The following is a 23306-nucleotide window of genomic DNA, read 5'->3' as shown; positions in this document are numbered from 1 at the left end:
CTTTTTGTTTTGTCTTTTTTTGATTTCCATTAATTCTCTCGATACTTTCACTGTCTTTAAACAAAAGATAAAAACGGTCACATTTTATCGTGACGTGCACGAATCGTTATCATCTCTAAAAAAGGGGTTGTTTCGTTTGGGCAGACGTCGTGGAGTTATGTCAGATGAGTTTAAATATGAGCTGGCTAAGGACCTTGGTTTTTATGACACTGTAAAAAATGAAGGTTGGGGAGGCATTCGTGCCCGCGATGCCGGTAACATGGTAAAACGGGCAATTGAAATCGCCGAACAGCAGATGGCTCAGAATCAGAATAACCGATAAGGAATGTGACCCGGGGGACGTATGGTTCCCCGGTTTTTGATTTTGGTTGTAAATACATAATAGCTCCAATATGGATATGTTCATCCCGCACTTCAAATGTGATACAATGTTCATACTTATGTTTAGATGGAGAAGTAGGTGAAAGCTATGCGTATTTTAGAAAAAGCGCCAGCCAAGATCAATCTGTCACTTGACGTTACCCGAAAACGCCCGGATGGTTATCATGAAGTCGAAATGATTATGACGACAATTGATTTAGCGGATCGGATTGAATTGACGGAGCTGGCAGAAGATGTAGTAAGGGTTTCATCCCACAACCGCTTTGTGCCCGATGATCAGAGAAACTTAGCTTATCAGGCTGCCAAGCTCGTCAAAGACAGATACAACGTGAAAAAGGGAGTTTCCATCATGATCACGAAGGTGATTCCCGTGGCTGCCGGCCTTGCCGGCGGAAGCAGTGATGCGGCCGCAACGCTCAGAGGACTGAACAGACTGTGGAATTTAAATCTTTCTGCAGAAACGCTGGCGGAGCTGGGAGCGGAAATTGGCTCAGACGTCTCGTTTTGCGTCTATGGCGGAACTGCGCTTGCCACTGGACGCGGTGAAAAGATTAAACACATCAGCCCGCCTCCGCATTGCTGGGTCATTTTGGCGAAGCCAACAATTGGAGTTTCTACGGCCGAGGTCTACAGACAGCTAAAGCTTGATGAGGTGGAACACCCGGATGTAAACGGTATGATTGACGCGATTGAGGAAAAGAGCTTTCAACACATGTGCAGCCGTTTGGGGAATGTGCTTGAGTCTGTAACGCTTGATATGCATCCAGAAGTCGCGATGATCAAAAACCAGATGAAACGCTTTGGCGCAGATGCCGTGTTAATGAGCGGAAGCGGTCCGACTGTGTTTGGACTGGTTCAATATGAGTCTAAGGTACAGAGGATTTATAACGGGTTAAGAGGCTTCTGCGATCAGGTATATGCGGTGAGAATGATCGGCGAACAGAACGCTCTTGATTAAATCCGTATGTTAAGTTATATTGATCTTAAAATATTCGGATTTTGGGGGTAAGTTCATGAAGTTTCGTCGCAGCGGCAGATTGGTGGACTTAACAAATTATTTGTTAACCCATCCGCACGAGTTAATACCGTTAACCTTTTTTTCTGAGCGGTATGAATCTGCAAAATCATCGATCAGTGAAGATTTAACAATTATAAAGCAGACCTTTGAGCAGCAAGGGATCGGTACTTTGCTTACTGTTCCCGGCGCTGCCGGAGGTGTCAAATATATTCCGAAAATGAAGCAGGCTGAAGCTGAAGAATTCGTTCAGACCCTTGGACAGTCATTGGCAAATCCTGAGCGTATCCTTCCGGGCGGTTATGTGTATTTAACGGATATCTTAGGAAAGCCATCTGTACTCTCCAAGGTTGGAAAGCTGTTTGCTTCTGTATTTGCGGACCGCGAAATTGACGTTGTCATGACCGTTGCCACGAAAGGCATCCCTCTCGCGTATGCAGCTGCGAGTTATCTGAATGTGCCTGTCGTCATTGTGCGCAAGGATAACAAGGTAACTGAGGGCTCCACGGTCAGCATTAATTACGTGTCAGGCTCCTCAAACCGCATTCAAACGATGTCACTTGCAAAAAGAAGCATGAAGACGGGTTCAAACGTACTCATTATTGATGACTTTATGAAAGCAGGCGGCACAATTAATGGTATGATTAGCCTGTTGGATGAGTTTAATGCGAATGTAGCGGGGATCGGCGTCTTGGTCGAAGCCGAAGGAGTAAATGAACGTCTTGTTGATGAGTATATGTCACTTCTAACTCTTTCAACGATCAACATGAAAGATAAGTCCATTGAAATCCAGAATGGCAATTTTCTACGTTTTTTTAAAGACAATCTTTTGAAGAATGGAGAGACAGAATCATGACAAAAGCAGTCCACACAAAACATGCCCCAGCGGCAATCGGACCTTACTCACAAGGGATCATCGTCAATAATATGTTTTACAGCTCAGGCCAAATTCCTTTGACGCCTTCAGGTGAAATGGTGAACGGTGATATTAAGGAGCAGACGCATCAAGTGTTCAGCAACTTAAAAGCGGTGTTGGAAGAAGCAGGTGCTTCTTTTGAAACAGTCGTAAAGGCAACTGTGTTTATCGCGGACATGGAACAGTTTGCGGAAGTGAACGAAGTGTACGGGCAATATTTTGACACGCACAAACCGGCGAGATCTTGCGTTGAAGTTGCGAGACTTCCAAAGGATGCATTAGTCGAAATCGAAGTGATTGCGTTAGTAAAATAATAAGAAAAGTGATTCTGGGTTTGCTCGGAATCACTTTTTTATTTACCTTATGCCTAAAATAAAAGCGTTATGACCTAATTGTGTATTTATATCCTATTTTTTCAAAAAATATTTTAAAAAACAGCAGGAATTCAGAAAAAATCGTGGAATTGATACACTAATGCTTTTATATAGGGAAAAGGTGGTGAACTACTGTGGAAGTTACTGACGTAAGATTACGCCGCGTGAATACCGATGGTCGCATGAGAGCGATTGCATCCATCACGCTGGATCACGAATTTGTTGTACATGATATTCGTGTGATTGATGGAAACAATGGTCTTTTCGTTGCGATGCCGAGTAAACGCACCCCTGATGGAGAGTTCCGCGATATTGCTCATCCTATTAATTCAAGCACGCGTGGAAAGATTCAAGATGCCGTGTTAAATGAGTATCATCGTCTGGGTGACACTGAAGCATTAGAATTCGAAGAAGCTGGAGCTTCTTAAAAAATAACCAAAAAGCAAGGACTGCTGATGGGGCTGAGACAAGCCTTTTTCCGGCAGTCCTTTTTTAATTCTAATTTTTCAAACTAAAATGCACCAATAGAAAATTCTTGCACTTCATGAAGTCTCCTTGAAATCAACTGATATTTAGGATATATTTTTCTATGGATAAAAGGGATATTGGAGGCCATTAAATGGATAAGCGGTTTGCAGTTGTTTTAGCGGCTGGACAAGGAACGAGAATGAAATCAAAGCTTTATAAAGTCCTTCATCCAGTTTGTGGTAAGCCTATGGTAGAGCACGTCGTAGACGAAGCTTTAAAGCTATCTTTAACGAAGCTTGTCACGATTGTCGGACATGGTGCGGAAGAAGTGAAAAAGCAGCTTGGTGATAAAAGCGAGTATGCGCTTCAAGCAGAACAGCTTGGCACTGCTCATGCTGTAAAACAGGCACAGCCATTTCTTGCTGACGAAAAAGGTGTAACGATTGTCATTTGCGGAGATACGCCGCTTTTAACAGCGGAGACAATGGAAGCTATGCTGAAAGAACATACACAAAAAGAAGCAAAAGCTACAATCTTGACTGCTGTTGCAGAAGATCCGACTGGATACGGCCGAATCATTCGCGGTGAGAGCGGAGCGGTTCAAAAAATCGTGGAGCACAAGGACGCTTCAGAAGAAGAACGTCTTGTGACTGAAATTAATACTGGAACGTATTGTTTTGATAATGAAGCTCTATTCCGGGCCATTGACCTTGTATCGAACGATAATGTTCAAGGCGAGTATTATTTACCGGATGTGATAGAGATCCTCAAAAATGAAGGCGAAACTGTTGCCGCTTACCAGACTGGTAACTTCCAAGAAACGCTCGGAGTTAATGATAGAGTTGCTCTTTCTCAGGCTGAATTGTTTATGAAAGAGCGGATTAATAAACGGCATATGCAAAATGGTGTTACGCTGATTGACCCGATGAATACGTATATTTCTCCTGAAGCTGTCATCGGAAGCGATACTGTGATTTATCCTGGAACTGTGATTAAAGGTGAGGTGCAAATCGGAGAAGATACGATTATCGGCCCTCATACTGAGATTATGAATAGTTCCATTGGAAGCCGTACTGTGATTAAACAATCGGTAGTCAACAACAGTAAAGTGGGGAATGATGTAAACATAGGACCTTTTGCTCACATCAGACCTGATTCTGTCATCGGGAATGAAGTGAAGATCGGGAATTTTGTTGAAATCAAAAAGACGCAATTCGGAGACCGAAGCAAGGCTTCACATTTAAGCTATGTCGGGGATGCCGAAGTAGGCACAGACGTCAACTTGGGCTGCGGTTCAATTACTGTTAATTATGATGGAAAGAATAAATATTTAACGAAAATTGAAGACGGCGCATTTATCGGCTGCAACTCCAATTTGGTTGCCCCTGTCACAGTCGGAGAAGGCGCTTATGTAGCGGCAGGCTCAACTGTTACGGAAGATGTACCTGGAAAAGCACTTGCTATCGCCAGAGCGAGACAAGTAAATAAAGACGATTATGTGAAAAAAATTCATAAAAAATAATCCTAAATTCGGAGGTTTATCCATGTCTAATCAATACGGAGATAAGAATTTAAAGATTTTTTCTTTGAATTCTAATCCAGAGCTTGCAAAAGAAATCGCAGATATAGTTGGAGTTCAATTAGGGAAGTGTTCTGTCACAAGATTTAGTGATGGGGAAGTCCAAATTAATATCGAAGAAAGTATTCGCGGATGTGACTGTTACATCATCCAGTCTACAAGTGACCCCGTTAACGAGCATATTATGGAACTGTTGATTATGGTAGATGCGCTGAAACGCGCTTCAGCAAAAACCATTAACATTGTGATTCCTTATTACGGTTATGCGCGTCAAGACAGAAAAGCTAGATCCCGTGAGCCAATCACAGCAAAACTTTTCGCAAACCTGCTTGAGACTGCTGGTGCGACTCGTGTCATCGCGCTTGATCTGCACGCACCGCAAATTCAAGGATTCTTTGATATACCGATTGACCACTTAATGGGTGTTCCGATTTTAGGAGAATATTTTGAAGGTAAAAACCTTGAAGATATCGTCATTGTTTCACCAGACCACGGCGGTGTGACACGCGCCCGCAAGCTGGCTGACAGACTAAAAGCGCCGATTGCGATCATTGATAAGCGCCGTCCGAGACCGAATGTGGCAGAAGTCATGAATATTGTCGGTAATATCGAAGGGAAGATCGCTATTCTTATCGATGATATCATTGATACAGCCGGCACCATTACACTTGCAGCTAATGCGCTTGTTGAAAATGGAGCAAAAGAAGTATATGCATGCTGTACACATCCGGTACTATCAGGACCTGCTGTAGAACGAATTAATAACTCAACAATTAAAGAGCTTGTTGTGACAAACAGCATCAAGCTCCCTGAAGAAAAGAAAATTGAACGGTTTAAGCAGCTTTCAGTCGGACCGCTTCTGGCTGAAGCGATTATTCGCGTTCATGAGCAGCAATCTGTCAGCTACCTGTTCAGCTAAACCGATGTTTTAAAAGGTTTAAACCTTTATCGTTTTGGGTATTGTTTCTAATAAGACAATAAAACGATAATAGGATGGTGCTGAATATGGCAACGTTAACGGCAAAAGAAAGAACAGGTTTCACCCGTTCGTCTCTTCGGGATATCCGTACTTCAGGACATGTTCCAGGTATCATATATGGAAAAGACACGGAAAACAAACCGGTATCCTTAGACAGTGTGGAACTTATTAAAACACTGAGGGACGAAGGCAAGAATACAGTCCTTACTCTTGACGTCAACGGAAAGAAGCACGCTGTCATGGTAACAGAGCTGCAAACGGACCCGCTGAAAAATGAGGTCACTCATGCTGACTTCCAAGTCGTTAATATGAGTGAGGAAATTGAAGTGGAAGTGCCGATTCATCTGACTGGAGAAGCAATTGGAGTGAAAAATGGAGGCGTATTGCAGCAGCCGCTTTACGCTCTTACTGTGAAGGCTAAGCCAAAAGCAATTCCGCAATCAATCGAGGCAGACATTTCTGGTCTTGATGTAAATGATGTACTCACGATTGAGGACTTGCCTGCTGGCGGTGACTACTCCTTTAATCACGAATCAGATGAGGTTGTGGCTTCCATTCTTCCTCCGCAGCAGCAGGATGCTGCAGAAACAGATGCTGAGGAAACTGCCGATGCTCAGCCTGAAGGTGAAAACAAAGATCAATAATAGCTTAAGGCGTAACCCTCCCGCGGTTACGTCTTTTGTGCTAGAATGAGAAGAATTATAGCCCGTATTAGAGCGGGAGCTTATGTGACTAAGGGAGGATTTTCCATGCTTGTAATTGCCGGCCTCGGAAACCCGGGAAAGAACTATGAAAATACACGGCATAATGTCGGATTTATGGCAATAGACCAACTTTCGAAGGAATGGAATATTGAGCTGAACCAGAGCAAATTTAACGGATTATATGGAACCGGATTTGTTTCCGGCAAAAAGGTTCTACTTGTTAAACCGCTTACATATATGAATTTATCAGGAGAATGTTTGCGGCCTTTAATGGATTATTATGATGTAGACAACGAAGATTTAAAAGTTATTTATGATGACCTTGATCTGCCGACTGGCAAGATCCGTCTAAGAACGAAAGGCAGTGCGGGCGGGCATAATGGCATCAAATCACTGATCCAGCATCTCGGAACGCCTGAGTTTGATCGCATCCGCATCGGAATCGGGCGGCCTGTGAACGGGATGAAGGTGGTTGATTATGTTTTAGGCACTTTTTCAAAGGATGAAACACCAGCAATTGAAGAAGCGATTGAAAGGTCCGTTAAGGCTTGTGAGGCTTCTCTCAGCAAACCGTTTTTAGAGGTTATGAACGAATTCAACGCGAAGGTATAAAATACATAATCAGAGTCCATACTACACCAAAATGACTTTTTCATCAGGAGGGTCCCTTGTATGGCTTTGCATTATTATTGTCGTCATTGCGGAGTAAAAGTTGGAAGTCTGGAATCTTCCATGGTATCGACAAATTCACTTGGGTTTCACCACTTAACAAACGAGGAAAGAAACGATATGATTTCATATAAAGACAATGGAGATGTCCATGTTCATACAATATGTGAAGATTGCCAAGAGGCACTTGAACGAAATCCGCATTACCACGAACATCACACATTTATTCAATAAAAAGCTTTGGTGTAGACACTAGACCAAAGCGTTTTTCTGTTCTTACAGAAAACAGAGAGGAGGGGCCATATGGACAACATTCAAACCTTTATTAAAGAAAGCGATGACTTCAAATCCATCGTCAACGGTTTAAACGAGGGGCTGAAGGAGCAGCTGCTCGCGGGTCTTTCAGGTTCCGCGCGTTCTGTTTTTACTTCTGCTCTGGCTAATGAAACGAATAAGCCTATCTTTCTAATCACCCATAATTTATACCAAGCTCAAAAAGTAACGGATGATCTGACTTCACTTCTTGAGGATCGGTCTGTCCTTCTGTACCCCGTCAATGAACTCATATCATCAGAAATCGCGGTGGCTAGCCCTGAACTGCGGGCGCAGCGCTTAGATGTCATTAATAGATTAACAAACGGAGAAACGCCTATAGTTGTTGCTCCGGTGGCGGCTGTCAGAAGAATGCTGCCGCCGGTAGAGGTGTGGAAAAACAGCCAAATGCTCATTCAGGTGGGTCATGATATCGAACCGGATCAGCTGGCATCCCGACTGGTAGAGGTGGGATACGAGCGGTCTGATATGGTTTCTGCACCCGGTGAATTCAGTATTCGCGGCGGAATTATCGACATTTATCCGCTGACCTCTGAGCATCCGGTCAGAATCGAATTATTCGACACCGAGGTTGATTCCATCCGCAGCTTTAACTCCGATGATCAGCGGTCAATTGAGACCTTGACCTCTATCCGTATCGGTCCGGCAAAGGAACTGATTATCAGAGCTGAAGAAAAAGCACGTGCAATAGAGAAGATGGATAAAGGTCTTGCCGATAGCTTGAAAAAATTAAAGCTCGACAAGCAAAAAGAAATCCTGCATATGAATATTTCTCATGATAAAGAGCGTTTATCTGAAGGCCAGACAGATCAAGAACTGGTGAAGTATCTCTCATATTTCTATGAAAAGCCCGCTAGTTTACTAGATTATACACCTGATAACACACTTCTGATTTTGGATGAGGTCAGCCGGATTCATGAGATGGAAGATCAGCTGCAGAAAGAAGAAGCGGAGTTCATAACAAACCTTCTCGAGGAAGGGAAGATTTTGCATGACATCAGTTTGTCATTCAGCTTCCAAAAAATAGTGGCTGAGCAAAAACGGCCTCTGCTGTACTATTCTTTGTTTTTGCGGCACGTACAGCATACGAGTCCGCAAAATATCGTCAATGTGTCAAGCAGACAAATGCAGAGTTTTCATGGCCAAATGAACGTGCTTTCGGGTGAAATGGAGCGCTTTAAAAAATCAAATTTCACCGTTGTATTCTTAGGAGCAAACAAGGAACGTACACAAAAATTATCATCTGTTCTGGCTGATTATGAAATCGAAGCTGCCGTGACGGACAGCAAAAAAGCGCTTGTTCAGGGACAGGTTTATATCATGGAGGGCGAGCTTCAATCAGGATTTGAGCTGCCGTTAATGAAGCTTGCTGTCATTACTGAAGAGGAATTATTTAAAAACCGCGTGAAAAAGAAGCCTCGAAAACAGAAGCTTACGAATGCAGAGCGCATCAAAAGCTATTCTGAGCTTCAAATCGGTGATTATGTCGTTCATATTAATCACGGGATCGGAAAGTATTTAGGGATCGAAACCCTTGAAATCAATGGAATTCACAAAGACTATTTGAACATTCACTATCAGGGAAGCGACAAGCTTTATGTGCCGGTTGAACAAATTGACCAGGTACAGAAGTATGTCGGCTCTGAAGGAAAAGAACCGAAGCTGTATAAATTAGGCGGCAGCGAATGGAAGCGGGTTAAGAAAAAAGTAGAAACATCGGTTCAAGACATCGCTGATGATTTAATTAAATTGTATGCCGAAAGGGAAGCGAGCAAGGGCTACGCGTTTTCTCCTGATCATGAAATGCAGCGTGAATTTGAATCGGCGTTTCCTTATCAAGAGACGGAAGATCAGCTCCGCTCTATTCACGAAATCAAAAAAGACATGGAAAGAGAGCGGCCGATGGATCGCCTGCTTTGCGGAGACGTAGGTTACGGTAAAACAGAGGTTGCCATCCGTGCGGCGTTTAAGGCAATTGCTGATGGAAAACAGGTCGCACTGCTTGTCCCGACAACCATTTTGGCTCAGCAGCACTATGAGACCATTACAGAGCGCTTTCAGGACTACCCGATGAATATCGGCCTGCTTAGCCGATTCAGAACAAGAAAAGAAGCAAACGAAACGATTAAAGGATTGAAAAACGGAACAGTTGATATCGTCATCGGGACGCACCGATTGTTATCAAAAGATGTTGTTTATAAAGACTTAGGGCTGCTCATCATTGATGAGGAGCAGCGTTTTGGGGTCACCCATAAAGAAAAGATCAAACAGATAAAAGCCAATGTGGATGTATTAACATTAACAGCGACGCCGATTCCCCGTACGCTGCATATGTCTATGCTTGGCGTAAGGGATCTCTCGGTGATCGAGACTCCGCCGGAAAACCGCTTCCCTGTACAGACGTATGTTGTGGAATACAATGGTGCCCTTGTCAGAGAGGCAATTGAGCGCGAGCTTGCGCGCGGAGGCCAAGTCTATTTCTTATACAACAGGGTAGAGGATATCGAACGGAAAGCAGATGAGATTTCAATGCTTGTCCCTGATGCGAAGGTTGCGTATGCACACGGAAAAATGACAGAAAATGAATTAGAAGCTGTCATGCTGAGCTTCCTAGAAGGGGAATCAGACGTTCTCGTCAGCACAACAATTATTGAAACGGGTGTAGATATTCCAAACGTGAATACGCTCATCGTGTTTGACGCCGACAAGATGGGTCTTTCTCAGCTTTATCAGCTGCGGGGACGTGTCGGCCGTTCTAACCGTGTAGCGTATGCGTATTTCACGTATCGCAGGGATAAAGTGCTTACTGAAGTAGCTGAAAAAAGGCTGCAGGCAATTAAAGAATTTACGGAACTGGGATCTGGTTTTAAAATCGCCATGCGTGACTTAACGATTCGCGGAGCCGGAAACCTTCTTGGCGCTCAGCAGCACGGCTTTATCGATTCGGTCGGATTTGACCTCTACTCGCAAATGCTGAAGGAGGCCATTGAAGAGCGGAAAGGCGATACAGCGAAAACGGAGCAATTTGAAACAGAAATTGATCTTGAGCTTGATGCGTACATTCCTGAAACCTACATTCAAGACGGCAAACAGAAAATTGATATGTATAAACGCTTCAGATCTGTGGCTGCAATTGACGAAAAAAATGAACTCCAAGATGAGATGATTGACAGATTTGGGAATTATCCAAAAGAAGTTGAATACTTGTTTACCGTAGCAGAAATGAAGGTCTATGCGAGAAATGAACGGGTCGAATTGATTAAGCAAGATAAAGATGCAGTCAGGATGACCATTTCTGAAGAGGCTAGTGCTGATATTGACGGCCAGAAACTGTTTGAGCTTGGCAACAAATACGGCAGACAAATCGGACTGGGAATGGAAGGGAAAAAGCTCAAAATTTCCGTTCAAACGAAAGGCAAGAGTACGGATGAGTGGCTCGAAACCGTGCTGGGCATGCTGAAGGGCCTTAAAGATGTGAAAAAACAAACCATTTCATCAACGTAAATTTTGTTACTCTCTGGTGTATATTACATTTGATGTGACGGATACTAATTTCAAGCGAGGCGGAAGGTACATAAAGTAACTGCTTTAGGTCTTTCCCACATTGTATATACCATCAAATGAAAGAGAGGCACCAGAGATGAAAGCAACCGGTATCGTACGTCGTATTGATGACTTAGGACGGGTCGTGATTCCTAAAGAAATTCGCAGAACGCTGAGGATCAGGGAAGGAGATCCGCTTGAGATTTTTGTAGATCGTGACGGAGAAGTCATTTTGAAAAAATACTCTCCGATAAGTGAGCTTGGAGACTTTGCAAAGGAGTATGCAGACGCGCTTTATGACAGTCTTGGCCATTCAGTGCTTATCTGTGACCGAGATGTCTACATTGCCGTCTCCGGAAGTTCCAAAAAAGACTACTTAAACAAGCCGATCAGCGAAATGCTGGAAAGAACAATGGATCAGAGAAGTTCTGTGCTTGAGAGTGATACAAAATCCGTGCAGCTTGTAAATGGCATAGATGAAGATATGAGTTCGTATACTGTCGGCCCGATTGTCGCGAATGGCGACCCGATAGGTGCTGTCGTGATTTTTTCAAAGGATCAGACGATGGGCGAAGTTGAGCATAAAGCCGTTGAAACAGCAGCTGGGTTTTTGGCTCGTCAAATGGAACAGTAGGTCTTATTACAATTATCAAAATAGGTATAGAAAGAACAGCTCTCCTTGGGATGCTGTTCTTTTTTGTGCAGGCCGAAAAAGGATTCCAAGGGTTGGGATATGGTATAATAACCACGTTTTTATGTGTACCAAGGTCATTGCAAACTTTGCATTGCCCCTGACGTTGGGAAGGAGCTTTTGGATGGATGATTCAATACGCGTCAAACGGCATTGGATGTGGCAGGGGGCTTTTGTTTTAATTCTGGCAGGCGTTATTTCAAAAATATTAAGCGCCGTTTACAGAGTCCCATTTCAAAACATTGTCGGCGATGTTGGATTTTATATATATCAGCAGGTATACCCTTTTCTTGGTATTGCCGTCATGCTTTCAACATCAGGATTTCCGGTGATTATTTCTAAACTGATGAATGATTATAGTGAAAAAAACCATAACACCATAATGAAAATTTCAGCGCTGGTTTTATCGGTAATAGGTGTTTTTTTATTTCTGTGTTTATATATGGGAGCTGTTCCGATCGCTCTGTTTATGGGTGACTCGCATCTCGCCCAGTTAATTCAAGTAACTGCATATGCGTTTCTTCTGTTTCCATTTGTCGCGCTGCTCAGGGGCGTTTTTCAAGGGAGGCACAATATGCTCCCATCCGCTTTATCGCAAATTATGGAACAGTTTCTGCGGGTGGCGGTGCTCTTAGGGTTATCTTTTTGGCTCATCAAAAAAGGTGCCTCGCTTTATGCTGCGGGAGCGGCAGCTGCTTCTGGTTCTCTTGCCGGGAGTTTGATTGCACTTATCATCCTCGTCTTTTTTTGGTTCAAAACGAAAAAGCCTGAAAAAGCGGAAATAGAAAAAGAAAATTACATTACAACAAATCAATTAATTAAGAAACTGCTTTTATATTCAGTAACGATCTGTGTAAGCAGCCTGCTGCTTTTGTTTATCCAGCTTGTCGATGCACTGAATTTATATTCTTTGCTGTCTGGCGGTGAGGTGAGTGAAGAGGCAAAGCGGCTGAAAGGAATTTATGACCGGGGGCAGCCTTTGTTGCAGCTCGGTTCTGTTTTCGCAATGAGCATCGGGACCTCACTCGTCCCGTTGATTTCAAAGGCGGTAAAGGAGAATCAGGTGCAGGTGATGAAACAAAAAGTGACGTCTTCCTTAAAGCTGTGTCTTGCGATTGGCGTTGCGGCGTCTGCTGGCCTCATCTGCATCCTCAAGCCGGTCAACATTATGCTGTTTCAAAATGGCGAAGGAACAGCTGCGTTGCAGATATTTAGCTGCTCCATTTTGTTTGCGTCTTTGGCGGTCACGGCTGCCGCTGTCTTACAGGGAGCGGGAAACACGGTGTTCCCTGCAATAGCAGTAGGCGCAGGTGTGGCTGTGAAATGGGTGTTAAATACCTTTTTGGTTCCGCACTATGGAATTGAAGGGGCGGCATTTGCAACAGCGGCTTCTTTTGCAACTGTCGCAGGCCTCAATCTCTATCGCTTGCGGCAAAAAGAATGGATGGACAAGCTAAAGAGCACTATGCTTCCAATTATTGGATCCGCTATATTAATGTCGGCTGTCTTGCTTGCTTATTTACGCCTTTGGTCTTTTCTGTTTGATGCGGAAGGAAGAGGATATGCGGCAGTTGAAAGTGTTTCGGCTGTCGCCATTGGAGGCGCGGTGTTTATTTATTGTATGATGAAGTTGGGAATATTTACGAATGAAGAGCTTAACAGTGTGCCTTTTGGCAGCAAGTTAAGCAAACTCACCAGAAGGAGAGAACAAAATGGCAGGTAATATTACAGTCGTCGGGCTTGGCGCCGGAGACATGGACCAGTTGACAATTGGCATACATAAGCTGCTGACAAAGGCGGACACGCTGTTTGTCAGAACCAAAGACCATCCTTTAATTCAAGAGCTAGAAAGCGAAACGCAGAACATTCGTTATTTTGATGATATATATGAGAAATACGACCAGTTTGATGCGGTATACGAGGAAATTACTGATATTCTCTTTGAAGAAGCGAAGCATCAGGACGTTGTTTATGCTGTTCCGGGGCATCCATTTGTAGCAGAAAAAACAGTACAGCTGCTGACGGAGCGGCAGGAAGAAAAAAACATTCAGGTGAAAGTCGCGGGAGGACAAAGCTTTCTTGATGCCACTTTTAATGCCTTGCAAATTGATCCCATTGAAGGCTTTCAATTTGTGGATGCCGGGACATTGAGCGCGGATGAGCTTGAGCTCAGACATCACCTGATCATTTGTCAGGTATACGATCAAATAACTGCATCCGAAGTGAAGCTGACATTAATGGAGAAGCTGCCGGATGATTATGAAGTTGTGATTGTAACAGCAGCCGGAAGCCGTGATGAGGATATTCGGAGAGTGCCCTTATTTGAACTGGACCGCAATGTCGCCATGAATAACTTAACAAGTGTGTATATTCCGCCGATTAAAGAAGAGAAGCTGCTGTACCAGGAGTTCTCCGCGTTTCGGCGCATCATTAGAGAGCTTCGCGGGCCCAACGGCTGTCCGTGGGATAAAAAGCAGACGCATCAGTCATTAAAACAATACATGATTGAAGAGTGTTATGAACTTCTCGAAGCAATTGACGAAGAAGACACAGACCATATGATCGAAGAGCTTGGCGACGTTTTGCTTCAGGTCCTGCTTCACGCGCAAATTGGTGAAGATGATGGTTATTTCACAATAGATGATGTAATTAAAGGGATCAGTGAAAAAATGGTCCGAAGACATCCCCATGTGTTTAAAGATGTTAAGGTTCAGGATGAAAACGATGTTTTAGCAAATTGGGAAGATATTAAAAAAGCCGAAAAACATACATCTGATGCATCCTTGTTAGACACCGTCCCGAAAACCCTTCCTGCGCTTTCTAAAGCCGCTAAATTGCAGAAAAAAGCGGCAAAAGTCGGTTTTGACTGGGAAGATGTGAGTGATATGTGGGAAAAGGTGAATGAGGAGATAAAGGAATTTTCTTCAGAGGCTACTGAAGACCCTCATGAACACAATCTCAAGGCTGAATTTGGCGATGTTCTCTTCGCCTTGGTGAATGTAGCCCGCTTCTACAAGATAGAACCGGAGGAAGCATTGGCGATGACGAACGATAAATTCAGGAGACGTTTCTCTTATATTGAGCAAACAGCGAAGGAAAAGGGAATCGAGCTGGCTAATATGTCTCTTGAGGACATGGACAACCTGTGGAATGAAGCAAAAGAAACTGAGAGGGGATCATAAAATGAGATTAGATAAATTTTTAAAAGTATCACGGCTGATTAAACGACGTACACTAGCGAAGGAAGTAGCTGATCAAGGCAGAATCTCCATTAACGGAAATCAGGCTAAAGCAAGTTCAGACGTAAAACCTGGAGATGAATTAACGGTCCGCTTCGGCCAAAAGCTTGTAACGGTTCAAATAAATGAGCTTAAAGACACAACGAAAAAAGAAGAAGCCGCAAACATGTATACAGTGCTAAAGGAAGAAAAACTCGGCGAATAGGCTTGTTCTAAAAGAATCCCCCGCCTCATACAATGCAGTAATAATGCTAAAAGTATCGAGGATATGGGGGCTGAATAGATGAATTCATATTATGAGCAAAAAGGTTCTTCGTCTGTTCCGGAACAGCATGATGTGACAATGAAAGGCCGGAAACATTTAGATATTTCTGGGGTTAAGCATGTTGAAAGCTTTGATAACGAAGAATTCCTGCTGGAAACAGTGATGGGAATGCTCTCAGTCAGAGGCGAAAACCTTCAAATGAAAAATCTAGATGTAGAAAAAGGGATTGTTTCGATCAAAGGCAGGGTATTTGATTTAGTGTATTTAGACGAGCAACAAGGGGATAAAGCTAAAGGGTTTTTTAGCAAGTTGTTTAAATGACGCTGACGACACAATTCTATACAATGCTGGCGATGTCCGGTATGGGCCTCTGGCTTGGCGCGTCGCTTGATACGTACAGGCTCTTTGTTATTCGTGCCAGAACAGCCAGATGGCTTTTATTTATTCATGATATTCTTTTCTGGATTGTGCAAGGGCTGCTCTTCTTTTATGTCTTGCTTCATGTAAATGAGGGAGAATTCAGGCTGTACATTTTTTTGGCGGTTCTGCTGGGCGTTGCGACGTATCAAAGCCTTTGCAAACGAATCTATATAAAAATACTGAAATTCGTCATTTATCTTGTTGTTTCTGTTTATCAATTCTTTAAAAAGCTCATTCAGCACGTGTTATTTCGTCCTATTGTGTGGACATGCGGAGTCATCATTTGGCTGGTCACGTTTCTCTTTCAGAGAACATACCGCCTGATCGTGTTTCTCTTGTTATGTCTTTATAAAATAGTCATGGTTCTGTGTTTTCCGATCCGCTTTATCGTTAAACAATGTATGAAACTTCTTCCTGAAAAACTGCGTCTAACTTTCAGACGATATTTTCAAAAAGGTGCAGGATTTCTAAAAAAGAAGAAGAAACTATTGGTAACCATAAGAACGACCATTACACGTTTTTTGAAGAGATGAAAGGAGGACCGTCTGATTTGAATTTTTCCAGGGAACGAACGATAACTGAAATACAAAACGACTATAAAGAAAAAGTAGAGCGGCAAAATCAGCTGAAGAAAAGAAGAAGAAAAGGGCTGTACAGACGGTTGACTGTATTCGGCGCCCTCGTATTTCTGACGGCAATTGTACTGGCAAGCTCAGTATGGAGCCAAACATCTTCCCTTAGCGCAAAAGAAGAAAAGAAAGAACAGCTTGAAAAAGAACTGAAGAATTTAAAGACAAAGCAAACAGATTTAAAAGAAGAAATATCCAAATTAAAAGATGAAGATTACGTCACAGAGCTTGCCAGAAGGGACTTATTCATGTCTGGAGACGGTGAAATAATCTTTAATGTGGAGAAGAAGAACAAGTAGCCTTGTTGACACTTAAATTTTTATTTAGGTATAATTAAGCAAACGATCTTTTTATAAGCCTAAGGAGGAGCACTTTTTTTATGTCGATTGAAGTGGGCAGCAAGTTGCAAGGGAAAATTACAGGTATTACAAATTTTGGAGCATTTGTTGAATTGCCTGGAGGCTCAACCGGTCTCGTTCATATCAGTGAGGTAGCCGATAATTATGTTAAAGACATTAATGATCACTTAAAAGTCGGCGACCAAGTTGAAGTGAAAGTCATCAACGTTGAAAAAGACGGGAAAATTGGTTTATCTATTAAAAAAGCTAAAGACCGTCCGCAAGCCAGACCTAGAAATGATTTCCGTCCGAAAGAATCTTTTGAACAGAAAATGAACAAGTTTTTAAAAGATAGCGAAGATCGCTTGTCATCTTTAAAACGCAATACGGAATCAAAACGTGGAGGGCGCGGAGCAAGAAGAGGATAACTTGCTGCTTTCTATAAATAAATGAAGCATCCGTTCTTCCCAACGGGTGCTTTTTTTATATGCTCTTTCAAGGTAAGAGTCAGAAAATTATAACATTAAAGTTTCTGTTGACGAAAAGGACAAACCTTTGTATTATATAACTTGTGCTTAGAAGCACCAAACATTATGGCGGTGTAGCTCAGCTGGCTAGAGCGTACGGTTCATACCCGTGAGGTCGGGGGTTCGATCCCCTCCGCCGCTACCATATTTGTTAGGCCCGTTGGTCAAGCGGTTAAGACACCGCCCTTTCACGGCGGTAACACGGGTTCGAATCCCGTACGGGTCATACTGAAAAATCGGTTTCTGTTACAGAAGCCGATTTTTTTCATTTTTAGACATCTTTCTGGAAATTCTCCGCATAAACGAATTTCAGGGCAGAAACCGTCGAAGACTTCTTTGGTATACTTACCTTCTTTTGACAAAATCCTATCTGTGCTTTCGCTATAATGACAGGCAACGAATATAACAGGTGGGAGATGAGAGAAATGGAAAAAGCAGAAAGAAGAGTGAACGGGCCAATGGCGGGACAAGCTTTTGAAAAACTCCAATCGTTTTTTAACAGGGGAGCGAAGCTGGTGACTCATCATTTGCATTCACTGTTTTTCTATAAAGGATTCATTTATGTCGTCATCGGATTTTTGCTTGGACGAGCTTTCATATTATCCGAGGTCCTTCCTTTCGCCCTTCCTTTCTTTGGGGCAATGCTTCTGATCAGAAGAGACAAGGCGCTGTATGCAGTGCTGGCTGTGCTTGCAGGTGCAATGACAATTTCTCCAAAGCACTCATTACTGATATTAGCGGCGTTGCTTGCATTCTTCGTGTTTTCTAAAGTAGCATCCTTTATCACAGATGATCGTGTGAAAGCACTTCCGATTGTCGTGTTCTTCTCCATGGCGGCGGCAAGATTCGGGTTTGTTTACGCCCAGAATGGCGCGTTTACAACCTATGATTATGTGATGGCTGTTGTAGAAGCGGGGCTTTCCTTTATTTTAACGCTGATTTTCCTCCAGAGCCTTCCGATTTTTACAGTGAAGAAAGTAAAACAATCCTTAAAAATAGAAGAAATCATTTGCTTTATGATTTTGATTGCTTCGGTGCTGACTGGACTAGCAGGCTTGTCCTATCAAGGGATGCAGGCAGAACATATACTGGCCCGTTATGTTGTATTAAGCTTTTCCTTCATCGGCGGTGCAAGCATCGGCTGTACAGTGGGTGTCGTAACAGGCCTGATTCTCGGCTTGGCCAATATCGGAAATCTCTATCAAATGAGTCTGCTCGCTTTTTCGGGCTTATTAGGCGGTTTGCTGAAAGAAGGAAAAAAAGCAGGTGCGGCAATCGGGCTGATTATCGGATCGCTTCTTATTTCTTTATATGGAGAAGGCTCTGCCGGTCTGATGACAACGCTCTATGAGTCATTAATAGCGGTCGGCCTGTTCCTGCTTACGCCTCAGTCCATTACAAGAAAAGTGGCGAGATATATTCCGGGCACTGTGGAACATCTTCAGGAGCAGCAGCAATACGCGAGAAAAATCAGAGATGTCACTGCTCAAAAGGTGGACCAGTTCTCCAATGTATTTCATGCATTGTCAGAAAGCTTTGCAACCTTTTATCAAGCGTCTGACGAACAAACAGATGACAGCGAGGTCGATCTGTTTTTAAGCAAAATTACAGAGCATTCCTGTCAAACGTGCTACAAGAAAAACAGGTGCTGGGTTCAGAACTTTGATAAAACATATGATTTAATGAAACAAGTTATGCTTGAAACAGAGGAAAAACAGTATGCTTCAAACCGAAGGCTGAAAAAAGAGTTTCACCAGTATTGCTCTAAATCGCGTCAGGTTGAAGAGCTGATAGAGGATGAACTTGCCTATCATCATGCGCATTTAACCCTTAAGAAGAAAGTGCAGGACAGCAGGCGGCTTGTGGCTGAACAGCTTTTAGGTGTTTCAGAGGTCATGGCAGACTTTTCTCGGGAAATAAAAAGGGAGAGGGAGCAGCACTTTATCCAAGAAGAACAAATTATTGATGCGCTTCAGCATTTTGGAATAGAGATTCAGCAGGTGGAGATTTACAGCCTTGAACAGGGGAACATTGATATCGAAATGACAATCCCATTCAGCGGACATGGAGAAAGTGAAAAAATCATAGCGCCTATGCTTTCTGACATTTTGGAAGAGCAGGTTCTCGTGAAAGCCGAGCAGCATTCTCCTCATCCAAATGGATACAGCCATGTCGCGTTTGGCTCAACCAAATCGTACAGAGTGTCTACCGGTGCGGCTCATGCAGCGAAGGGCGGCGGCCTTGTCTCCGGCGACAGCTACAGCATGATGGAGCTGGGCGCAAGAAAATATGCAGCTGCTATCAGTGACGGGATGGGCAATGGCGCGAGGGCTCACTTTGAAAGCAATGAAACGATTAAACTTCTTGAAAAGATCCTTGAATCAGGAATAGATGAAAAAATAGCAATCAAAACAATCAACAGCATACTGTCTCTGCGGACAACGGATGAGATATATTCCACGCTCGATCTTTCTATTATCGATCTGCAGGATGCGAGCTGTAAGTTTTTAAAGGTTGGATCAACACCGAGCTTTATCAAACGGGGTGAGCAGGTGATGAAAGTCCAAGCGAGCAATCTGCCAATCGGCATTATTAACGAGTTCGATGTTGAGGTTGTGAGTGAACAGCTGAAGGCGGGAGACCTCCTGATCATGATGAGTGACGGTATTTTCGAAGGCCCTAAACATGTGGAAAATCATGATTTATGGATGAAGCGCAAAATGAAAGGGTTAAAAACGGATGATCCGCAGGAAATTGCTGACTTACTTATGGAGGAAGTGATTCGTACAAGGTCAGGCCAAATTGATGATGATATGACAGTTGTTGTCGTCCGAATTGATCACAATACACCAAAGTGGGCGTCTATTCCAGTTCCGGCCATCTTTCAAAGCAAACAAGAAATTTCATAACGCTTCCGTATAAATCAATTTTCTTCTGGCGATGATGGAACTATATGAATCTGAGAATCATCGTATTCTCCAGGAGGAATGAATGTGAACAACGGACGTTTGAATCAAATTCTGCTGATAACGGATGGCTGCTCAAATCACGGTGAAGACCCGCTTGCTATGGCTGCTTTTGCTAAAGAGCAAGGGATTACAGTAAATGTCATAGGTATAATGGAAGAAAACAAAATTGACCAAGAGGCTATGAAAGAAGTCGAAGGGATTGCGCTTGCTGGAGGCGGCGTGCATCAGGTCGTCTACGCGTCACAGCTTTCGCAAACGGTTCAGATGGTAACAAAAAAAGCAATGACGCAAACCCTGCAAGGGGTGGTGAATCAAGAACTGAAGCAAATCCTGGGAAAGAATGTGGAAATGGAGGAGCTTTCTCCGGAAAAACGCGGCGAAGTCATGGAAGTGGTAGATGAACTGGGAGAAACGGTGCACCTTCAGGTTTTGGTTCTCGTTGATACAAGCGCTAGTATGGCGCCAAAGCTCCCTACAGTGAAAGAAGCACTGATTGACTTGTCCGTGAGTCTTAACTCCCGAATAGGGAATAACGAATTTGCGATGTGTATATTTCCCGGGAAAAAACAAGAGGTCGAGCTTGTGCTAAATTGGACACCGAAGCTGCAATCTCTTTCCACACTCTTTGCGAAGCTATCGACAGGCGGCATCACGCCGACAGGTCCGGCGATTCGTGAAGCAACACAGCAATTCGAAAAAATCCGCTCAAGAAGGAGCATGCTGGCAGATGATGAACGACACTTTGACGAGTTTGGCATGTAGCCTCAAGCCGGGAACGAGAGTGAAAGGCAAGTGGAATGGAAATACTTACACATTGCGTAAACAGCTTGGAAAAGGGGCCAATGGAATTGTGTATTTGGCAGAAGCATCAGATGGACATGTTGCCTTAAAGGTAAGTGATGACAGCCTGTCTATTACTTCTGAAGTGAATGTCTTAAAATCTTTTTCAAAGGCCCAGTCCGTAACGATGGGGCCTTCTTTTTTTGACACTGATGATGCCTTTATTCCCAGCGCTAATACAAAGGTTTCGTTTTATGCAATGGAATACATAAAAGGCCCGTTGCTTTTACAATTCGTCAGTGACAAAGGAGCAGAATGGATTCCGGTTTTGATGATTCAGCTGTTAAGCAGCTTATCCGTGCTTCATCAGCAAGGATGGATATTCGGCGACCTTAAGCCGGATAATCTGATTGTCACTGGCCCGCCGGCAAGAATCCGCTGCATAGATGTAGGCGGAACAACCAAGGAGGGCCGGGCAATAAAAGAGTATACCGAGTTTTACGACAGAGGATATTGGGGGTATGGGACAAGAAAAGCAGAGCCCTCTTACGACTTGTTTGCGGTTGCTATGATTATGATCAACTGCGTACATAAAAAGGAATTCAAAAAAACAAGCCAGCCAAAGGAACAGCTGCAATCTTTAATCGAAGGCAGTCCGGTGCTGCGAAAGTATAAAAAAGTGCTTGGTGCTGCTCTAAATGGCCATTATGATTCCGCTGACGAAATGAAAAGAGAGATGCTCGCAGCAGGGCAAAAGGCAGTGCAAAGAAAACAAGCTGGAAAAAACCCAACTCCGACGCAATCTATCTCAAGACAAAGACAGCAAAACATGCGTCAGGGAAAAGTTACACAGACGAGATATGCACCTAAAAAGAAAGGCTCGAAGTCCGGAGGGTTATTCGAAACGGCTCTTATCGTAATCAGTGTTTTGGCGCTTTATTTCGCTTACATTATCTTTTTCCTTATTTGATAGCCGCAATCTGCAATACCCATGCTTCTTCTTTGCTTGGAAGGATTGAAAGTGATAGGATATGAATATCTTTAAAATACCTGCTCATTGTGAGGAGGACATTGTGAACAGTGTCAAAGATTTTTTTATCAAACACAATCTTACGTTAAAAGGGGCGACAATTATTGTAGGCGTTTCCGGCGGTCCGGATTCGATGGCTCTCCTTCACGTGCTTCATGCGTTATACGGCCGTTCAGCCAATGTGGTTGCAGCTCACGTTGACCACCGGTTCAGAGGGGCGCAATCTGAGGAAGACATGCGTTTTGTCCAAGCGTATTGTGAGGCTGAACAGATCAAATGTGAAACGGCTCAAATCAATGTAACTGCGTATGCTGAGAAAAACGGTCTCAATAAGCAGGCAGCTGCCCGTGATTGCCGATATCAGTTTTTAAAGGAAGTGATGTCCAAGCATCAAGCGGATTATCTTGCACTTGCTCATCATGGAGATGATCAGGTTGAAACAATGCTTATGAGACTGGCCAAAGGCACACTCGGAGCTGGACTAGCCGGCATGCAGCCGGTAAGGCGGTTTGAAACGGGACGGATTATCAGACCATTTCTAGCCATTACAAAAGAAGAGATCCTTCATTATTGCCATGAAAACGCTTTGAGCTACCGGACGGACGAAAGCAACGCCAAAGATGATTACACTAGAAACAGATTCAGAAAAGCAGTGCTCCCTTTTTTGAAACAAGAATCACCGGATGTGCATAAAAGGTTTCAGAAAGTAAGCGAAGCACTGACTGAAGATGAGCAATTCTTACAGTCATTAACGAAAGAAGAAATGAATAAAGTAATCACAAGCCAGTCTAAAATATCAGTTGAAATCAATTCCTCTCAATTGCTTGCCCTCCCGATGCCTTTACAAAGAAGAGGAGTTCAACTAATATTAAACTATCTTTATGAAAACGTTCCATCATCCTTTTCAGCTCATCATATTCAGCAGTTCTTGAATTGGGCGGATAAGGGCGGTCCTTCAGGAGTACTGGACTTTCCGAAAGGACTGAAGGTGGTCAAATCATATCAGACATGTTTGTTTACATTTGAACAATGGCAGTGCAAAAATGTTCCCTTTGAATATCAAATAAGCGGAGCTGCCGATGAGACGGCATTGCTTCCAAACGGATTTCTGATAGAGGCAAAGCGTAACGCTGAATCTCTTGAAGGACACGGGAATTCAGTTTTTATTACAAGTCAAGATAAGGTGAGATTTCCCTTAACGATCCGGACAAGAAAAGCCGGCGATCGGATAAAACTAAAAGGGATGAACGGCTCGAAAAAGGTAAAGGATATATTTATTGATAAAAAACTGCCTCTGCAAGAAAGAGACAACTGGCCGGTTGTGACGGATGCAAGCGGTGAAATTATCTGGATACCGGGCTTGAAAAAATCCATTTTTGAAGATCTTGTGATTCCAAACAGTGACCGCATTGTATTACAATATAGACAGCATGAAAAGTGTAGGGGGCAAGCATAAT

23 protein-coding genes and 2 tRNA genes are annotated in these 23306 nt (G+C 43.3%); all 25 read left to right on the top strand.

Translation table 11 applies throughout. From position 1 onward, the window contains the following. Nucleotides 1-136 precede the first annotated feature (136 nt). The 25 genes from NST16_RS17845 to tilS all read left to right on the top strand — a co-directional run bounded on the left by NST16_RS17845 (nucleotide 137) and on the right by tilS (nucleotide 23305). Nucleotides 137-322 (top strand): small, acid-soluble spore protein, alpha/beta type, encoded by a 186-nt coding sequence (locus tag NST16_RS17845; protein ID WP_010332697.1) that lies wholly within the window; start codon nucleotides 137-139, stop codon nucleotides 320-322. A 147-nt stretch (nucleotides 323-469) separates the two neighbouring features. Then, nucleotides 470-1339, top strand: a complete 870-nt coding sequence (gene ispE / locus NST16_RS17840; protein ID WP_340888416.1) for a 4-(cytidine 5'-diphospho)-2-C-methyl-D-erythritol kinase — start codon at nucleotides 470-472, stop codon at nucleotides 1337-1339. A gap of 55 nt (nucleotides 1340-1394) precedes the next feature. After that, nucleotides 1395-2252, top strand: coding sequence for a pur operon repressor (purR, locus tag NST16_RS17835; protein ID WP_168746753.1), 858 nt, complete (start codon nucleotides 1395-1397; stop codon nucleotides 2250-2252). Then, nucleotides 2249-2626 carry a 2-iminobutanoate/2-iminopropanoate deaminase gene (gene ridA, locus NST16_RS17830; RefSeq protein WP_003226738.1) on the top strand — a complete coding sequence of 126 codons (378 nt, stop codon included), beginning with the start codon at nucleotides 2249-2251 and terminating at the stop codon, nucleotides 2624-2626. The genes purR and ridA overlap by 4 nt, the downstream gene beginning before the upstream one ends. Before the next feature lie 194 nt (nucleotides 2627-2820). Beyond that, nucleotides 2821-3114, top strand: a complete 294-nt coding sequence (gene spoVG, locus NST16_RS17825; protein ID WP_003218346.1) for a septation regulator SpoVG — start codon at nucleotides 2821-2823, stop codon at nucleotides 3112-3114. A gap of 191 nt (nucleotides 3115-3305) precedes the next feature. Continuing rightward, complete coding sequence (gene glmU, locus NST16_RS17820) at nucleotides 3306-4676, top strand: bifunctional UDP-N-acetylglucosamine diphosphorylase/glucosamine-1-phosphate N-acetyltransferase GlmU (RefSeq protein ID WP_229150220.1); 1371 nt, start codon at nucleotides 3306-3308, stop codon at nucleotides 4674-4676. Nucleotides 4677-4698: 22 nt separating this feature from the next. After that, nucleotides 4699-5652, top strand: coding sequence for a ribose-phosphate diphosphokinase (locus NST16_RS17815; RefSeq protein ID WP_010332701.1), 954 nt, complete (start codon nucleotides 4699-4701; stop codon nucleotides 5650-5652). A gap of 86 nt (nucleotides 5653-5738) precedes the next feature. Beyond that, on the top strand, nucleotides 5739-6356 hold the full coding sequence (locus tag NST16_RS17810; protein WP_326218799.1) for a 50S ribosomal protein L25/general stress protein Ctc: 618 nt from the start codon (nucleotides 5739-5741) through the stop codon (nucleotides 6354-6356). Between the two features lie 105 nt (nucleotides 6357-6461). Continuing rightward, nucleotides 6462-7028 (top strand): aminoacyl-tRNA hydrolase, encoded by a 567-nt coding sequence (gene pth, locus NST16_RS17805; RefSeq protein ID WP_095714732.1) that lies wholly within the window; start codon nucleotides 6462-6464, stop codon nucleotides 7026-7028. A 60-nt stretch (nucleotides 7029-7088) separates the two neighbouring features. Then, on the top strand, nucleotides 7089-7319 hold the full coding sequence (locus NST16_RS17800) for an anti-sigma-F factor Fin family protein (protein WP_010332704.1): 231 nt from the start codon (nucleotides 7089-7091) through the stop codon (nucleotides 7317-7319). A 69-nt stretch (nucleotides 7320-7388) separates the two neighbouring features. Next, a complete protein-coding gene (gene mfd, locus NST16_RS17795) occupies nucleotides 7389-10922 on the top strand; it encodes a transcription-repair coupling factor (protein ID WP_168746757.1) in 3534 nt (1177 codons plus the stop codon). Nucleotides 10923-11058: 136 nt separating this feature from the next. Further along, on the top strand, nucleotides 11059-11595 hold the full coding sequence (spoVT, locus tag NST16_RS17790) for a stage V sporulation protein T (RefSeq protein WP_010332706.1): 537 nt from the start codon (nucleotides 11059-11061) through the stop codon (nucleotides 11593-11595). A gap of 181 nt (nucleotides 11596-11776) precedes the next feature. Then, entirely contained in the window at nucleotides 11777-13375 is a 1599-nt protein-coding gene (locus tag NST16_RS17785) for a putative polysaccharide biosynthesis protein (RefSeq protein WP_340887781.1), read from the top strand. Beyond that, nucleotides 13365-14834, top strand: coding sequence for a nucleoside triphosphate pyrophosphohydrolase (gene mazG, locus NST16_RS17780; protein ID WP_340887780.1), 1470 nt, complete (start codon nucleotides 13365-13367; stop codon nucleotides 14832-14834). The genes NST16_RS17785 and mazG overlap by 11 nt, the downstream gene beginning before the upstream one ends. Nucleotide 14835: 1 nt before the next feature. Further along, entirely contained in the window at nucleotides 14836-15096 is a 261-nt protein-coding gene (locus NST16_RS17775) for an RNA-binding S4 domain-containing protein (RefSeq protein WP_010332709.1), read from the top strand. Between the two features lie 78 nt (nucleotides 15097-15174). Then, a complete protein-coding gene (gene yabP / locus NST16_RS17770; protein WP_004264638.1) occupies nucleotides 15175-15477 on the top strand; it encodes a sporulation protein YabP in 303 nt (100 codons plus the stop codon). Next, nucleotides 15474-16109: a spore cortex biosynthesis protein YabQ gene (gene yabQ / locus NST16_RS17765; RefSeq protein ID WP_010332710.1), complete on the top strand. Its 636-nt coding sequence runs from the start codon at nucleotides 15474-15476 to the stop codon at nucleotides 16107-16109. The genes yabP and yabQ overlap by 4 nt, the downstream gene beginning before the upstream one ends. A gap of 17 nt (nucleotides 16110-16126) precedes the next feature. Further along, a complete protein-coding gene (divIC, locus tag NST16_RS17760) occupies nucleotides 16127-16504 on the top strand; it encodes a cell division protein DivIC (RefSeq protein WP_010332711.1) in 378 nt (125 codons plus the stop codon). 80 nt (nucleotides 16505-16584) lie between these two features. Continuing rightward, nucleotides 16585-16971: a S1 domain-containing RNA-binding protein gene (locus NST16_RS17755; protein WP_003218379.1), complete on the top strand. Its 387-nt coding sequence runs from the start codon at nucleotides 16585-16587 to the stop codon at nucleotides 16969-16971. Nucleotides 16972-17138: 167 nt separating this feature from the next. Further along, nucleotides 17139-17215, top strand: a tRNA-Met gene (locus tag NST16_RS17750). 9 nt (nucleotides 17216-17224) lie between these two features. Further along, a tRNA-Glu gene (locus NST16_RS17745) sits at nucleotides 17225-17296 on the top strand. Nucleotides 17297-17495: 199 nt separating this feature from the next. Then, on the top strand, nucleotides 17496-19979 hold the full coding sequence (gene spoIIE, locus NST16_RS17740; protein WP_010332712.1) for a stage II sporulation protein E: 2484 nt from the start codon (nucleotides 17496-17498) through the stop codon (nucleotides 19977-19979). A gap of 84 nt (nucleotides 19980-20063) precedes the next feature. Beyond that, nucleotides 20064-20801, top strand: coding sequence for a VWA domain-containing protein (locus NST16_RS17735; protein ID WP_010332713.1), 738 nt, complete (start codon nucleotides 20064-20066; stop codon nucleotides 20799-20801). After that, nucleotides 20767-21789: a protein kinase domain-containing protein gene (locus NST16_RS17730; RefSeq protein ID WP_340887775.1), complete on the top strand. Its 1023-nt coding sequence runs from the start codon at nucleotides 20767-20769 to the stop codon at nucleotides 21787-21789. Before NST16_RS17735 ends, NST16_RS17730 begins: the two co-directional genes overlap by 35 nt. Nucleotides 21790-21892: 103 nt before the next feature. After that, the gene (tilS, locus tag NST16_RS17725; RefSeq protein WP_340887773.1) at nucleotides 21893-23305 is read left to right on the top strand and encodes a tRNA lysidine(34) synthetase TilS; all 1413 of its coding nucleotides are present in this window, start codon (nucleotides 21893-21895) and stop codon (nucleotides 23303-23305) included. Nucleotide 23306: the final 1 nt, after the last annotated feature.

Origin of the sequence: Bacillus sp. FSL K6-1005 (assembly GCF_038000225.1) — a bacterium.
Lineage (GTDB): Bacteria > Bacillota > Bacilli > Bacillales > Bacillaceae > Bacillus > Bacillus mojavensis.
This window is presented reverse-complemented; position numbering and strand designations above follow the sequence as displayed.

Bases quoted from the DNA above. Each gene is read 5' to 3' on its own strand.
- ispE (WP_340888416.1), top strand. From the start codon at position 470: ATGCGTATTTTAGAAAAAGCGCCAGCCAAGATCAATCTGTCACTTGAC.
- purR (WP_168746753.1), top strand. From the start codon at position 1,395: ATGAAGTTTCGTCGCAGCGGCAGATTGGTGGACTTAACAAATTATTTG.
- ridA (WP_003226738.1), top strand. From the start codon at position 2,249: ATGACAAAAGCAGTCCACACAAAACATGCCCCAGCGGCAATCGGACCT.
- glmU (WP_229150220.1), top strand. From the start codon at position 3,306: ATGGATAAGCGGTTTGCAGTTGTTTTAGCGGCTGGACAAGGAACGAGA.
- NST16_RS17815 (WP_010332701.1), top strand. From the start codon at position 4,699: ATGTCTAATCAATACGGAGATAAGAATTTAAAGATTTTTTCTTTGAAT.
- NST16_RS17810 (WP_326218799.1), top strand. From the start codon at position 5,739: ATGGCAACGTTAACGGCAAAAGAAAGAACAGGTTTCACCCGTTCGTCT.
- pth (WP_095714732.1), top strand. From the start codon at position 6,462: ATGCTTGTAATTGCCGGCCTCGGAAACCCGGGAAAGAACTATGAAAAT.
- NST16_RS17800 (WP_010332704.1), top strand. From the start codon at position 7,089: ATGGCTTTGCATTATTATTGTCGTCATTGCGGAGTAAAAGTTGGAAGT.
- mfd (WP_168746757.1), top strand. From the start codon at position 7,389: ATGGACAACATTCAAACCTTTATTAAAGAAAGCGATGACTTCAAATCC.
- spoVT (WP_010332706.1), top strand. From the start codon at position 11,059: ATGAAAGCAACCGGTATCGTACGTCGTATTGATGACTTAGGACGGGTC.
- NST16_RS17785 (WP_340887781.1), top strand. From the start codon at position 11,777: ATGGATGATTCAATACGCGTCAAACGGCATTGGATGTGGCAGGGGGCT.
- mazG (WP_340887780.1), top strand. From the start codon at position 13,365: ATGGCAGGTAATATTACAGTCGTCGGGCTTGGCGCCGGAGACATGGAC.
- NST16_RS17775 (WP_010332709.1), top strand. From the start codon at position 14,836: ATGAGATTAGATAAATTTTTAAAAGTATCACGGCTGATTAAACGACGT.
- yabP (WP_004264638.1), top strand. From the start codon at position 15,175: ATGAATTCATATTATGAGCAAAAAGGTTCTTCGTCTGTTCCGGAACAG.
- yabQ (WP_010332710.1), top strand. From the start codon at position 15,474: ATGACGCTGACGACACAATTCTATACAATGCTGGCGATGTCCGGTATG.
- NST16_RS17755 (WP_003218379.1), top strand. From the start codon at position 16,585: ATGTCGATTGAAGTGGGCAGCAAGTTGCAAGGGAAAATTACAGGTATT.
- spoIIE (WP_010332712.1), top strand. From the start codon at position 17,496: ATGGAAAAAGCAGAAAGAAGAGTGAACGGGCCAATGGCGGGACAAGCT.
- NST16_RS17730 (WP_340887775.1), top strand. From the start codon at position 20,767: ATGATGAACGACACTTTGACGAGTTTGGCATGTAGCCTCAAGCCGGGA.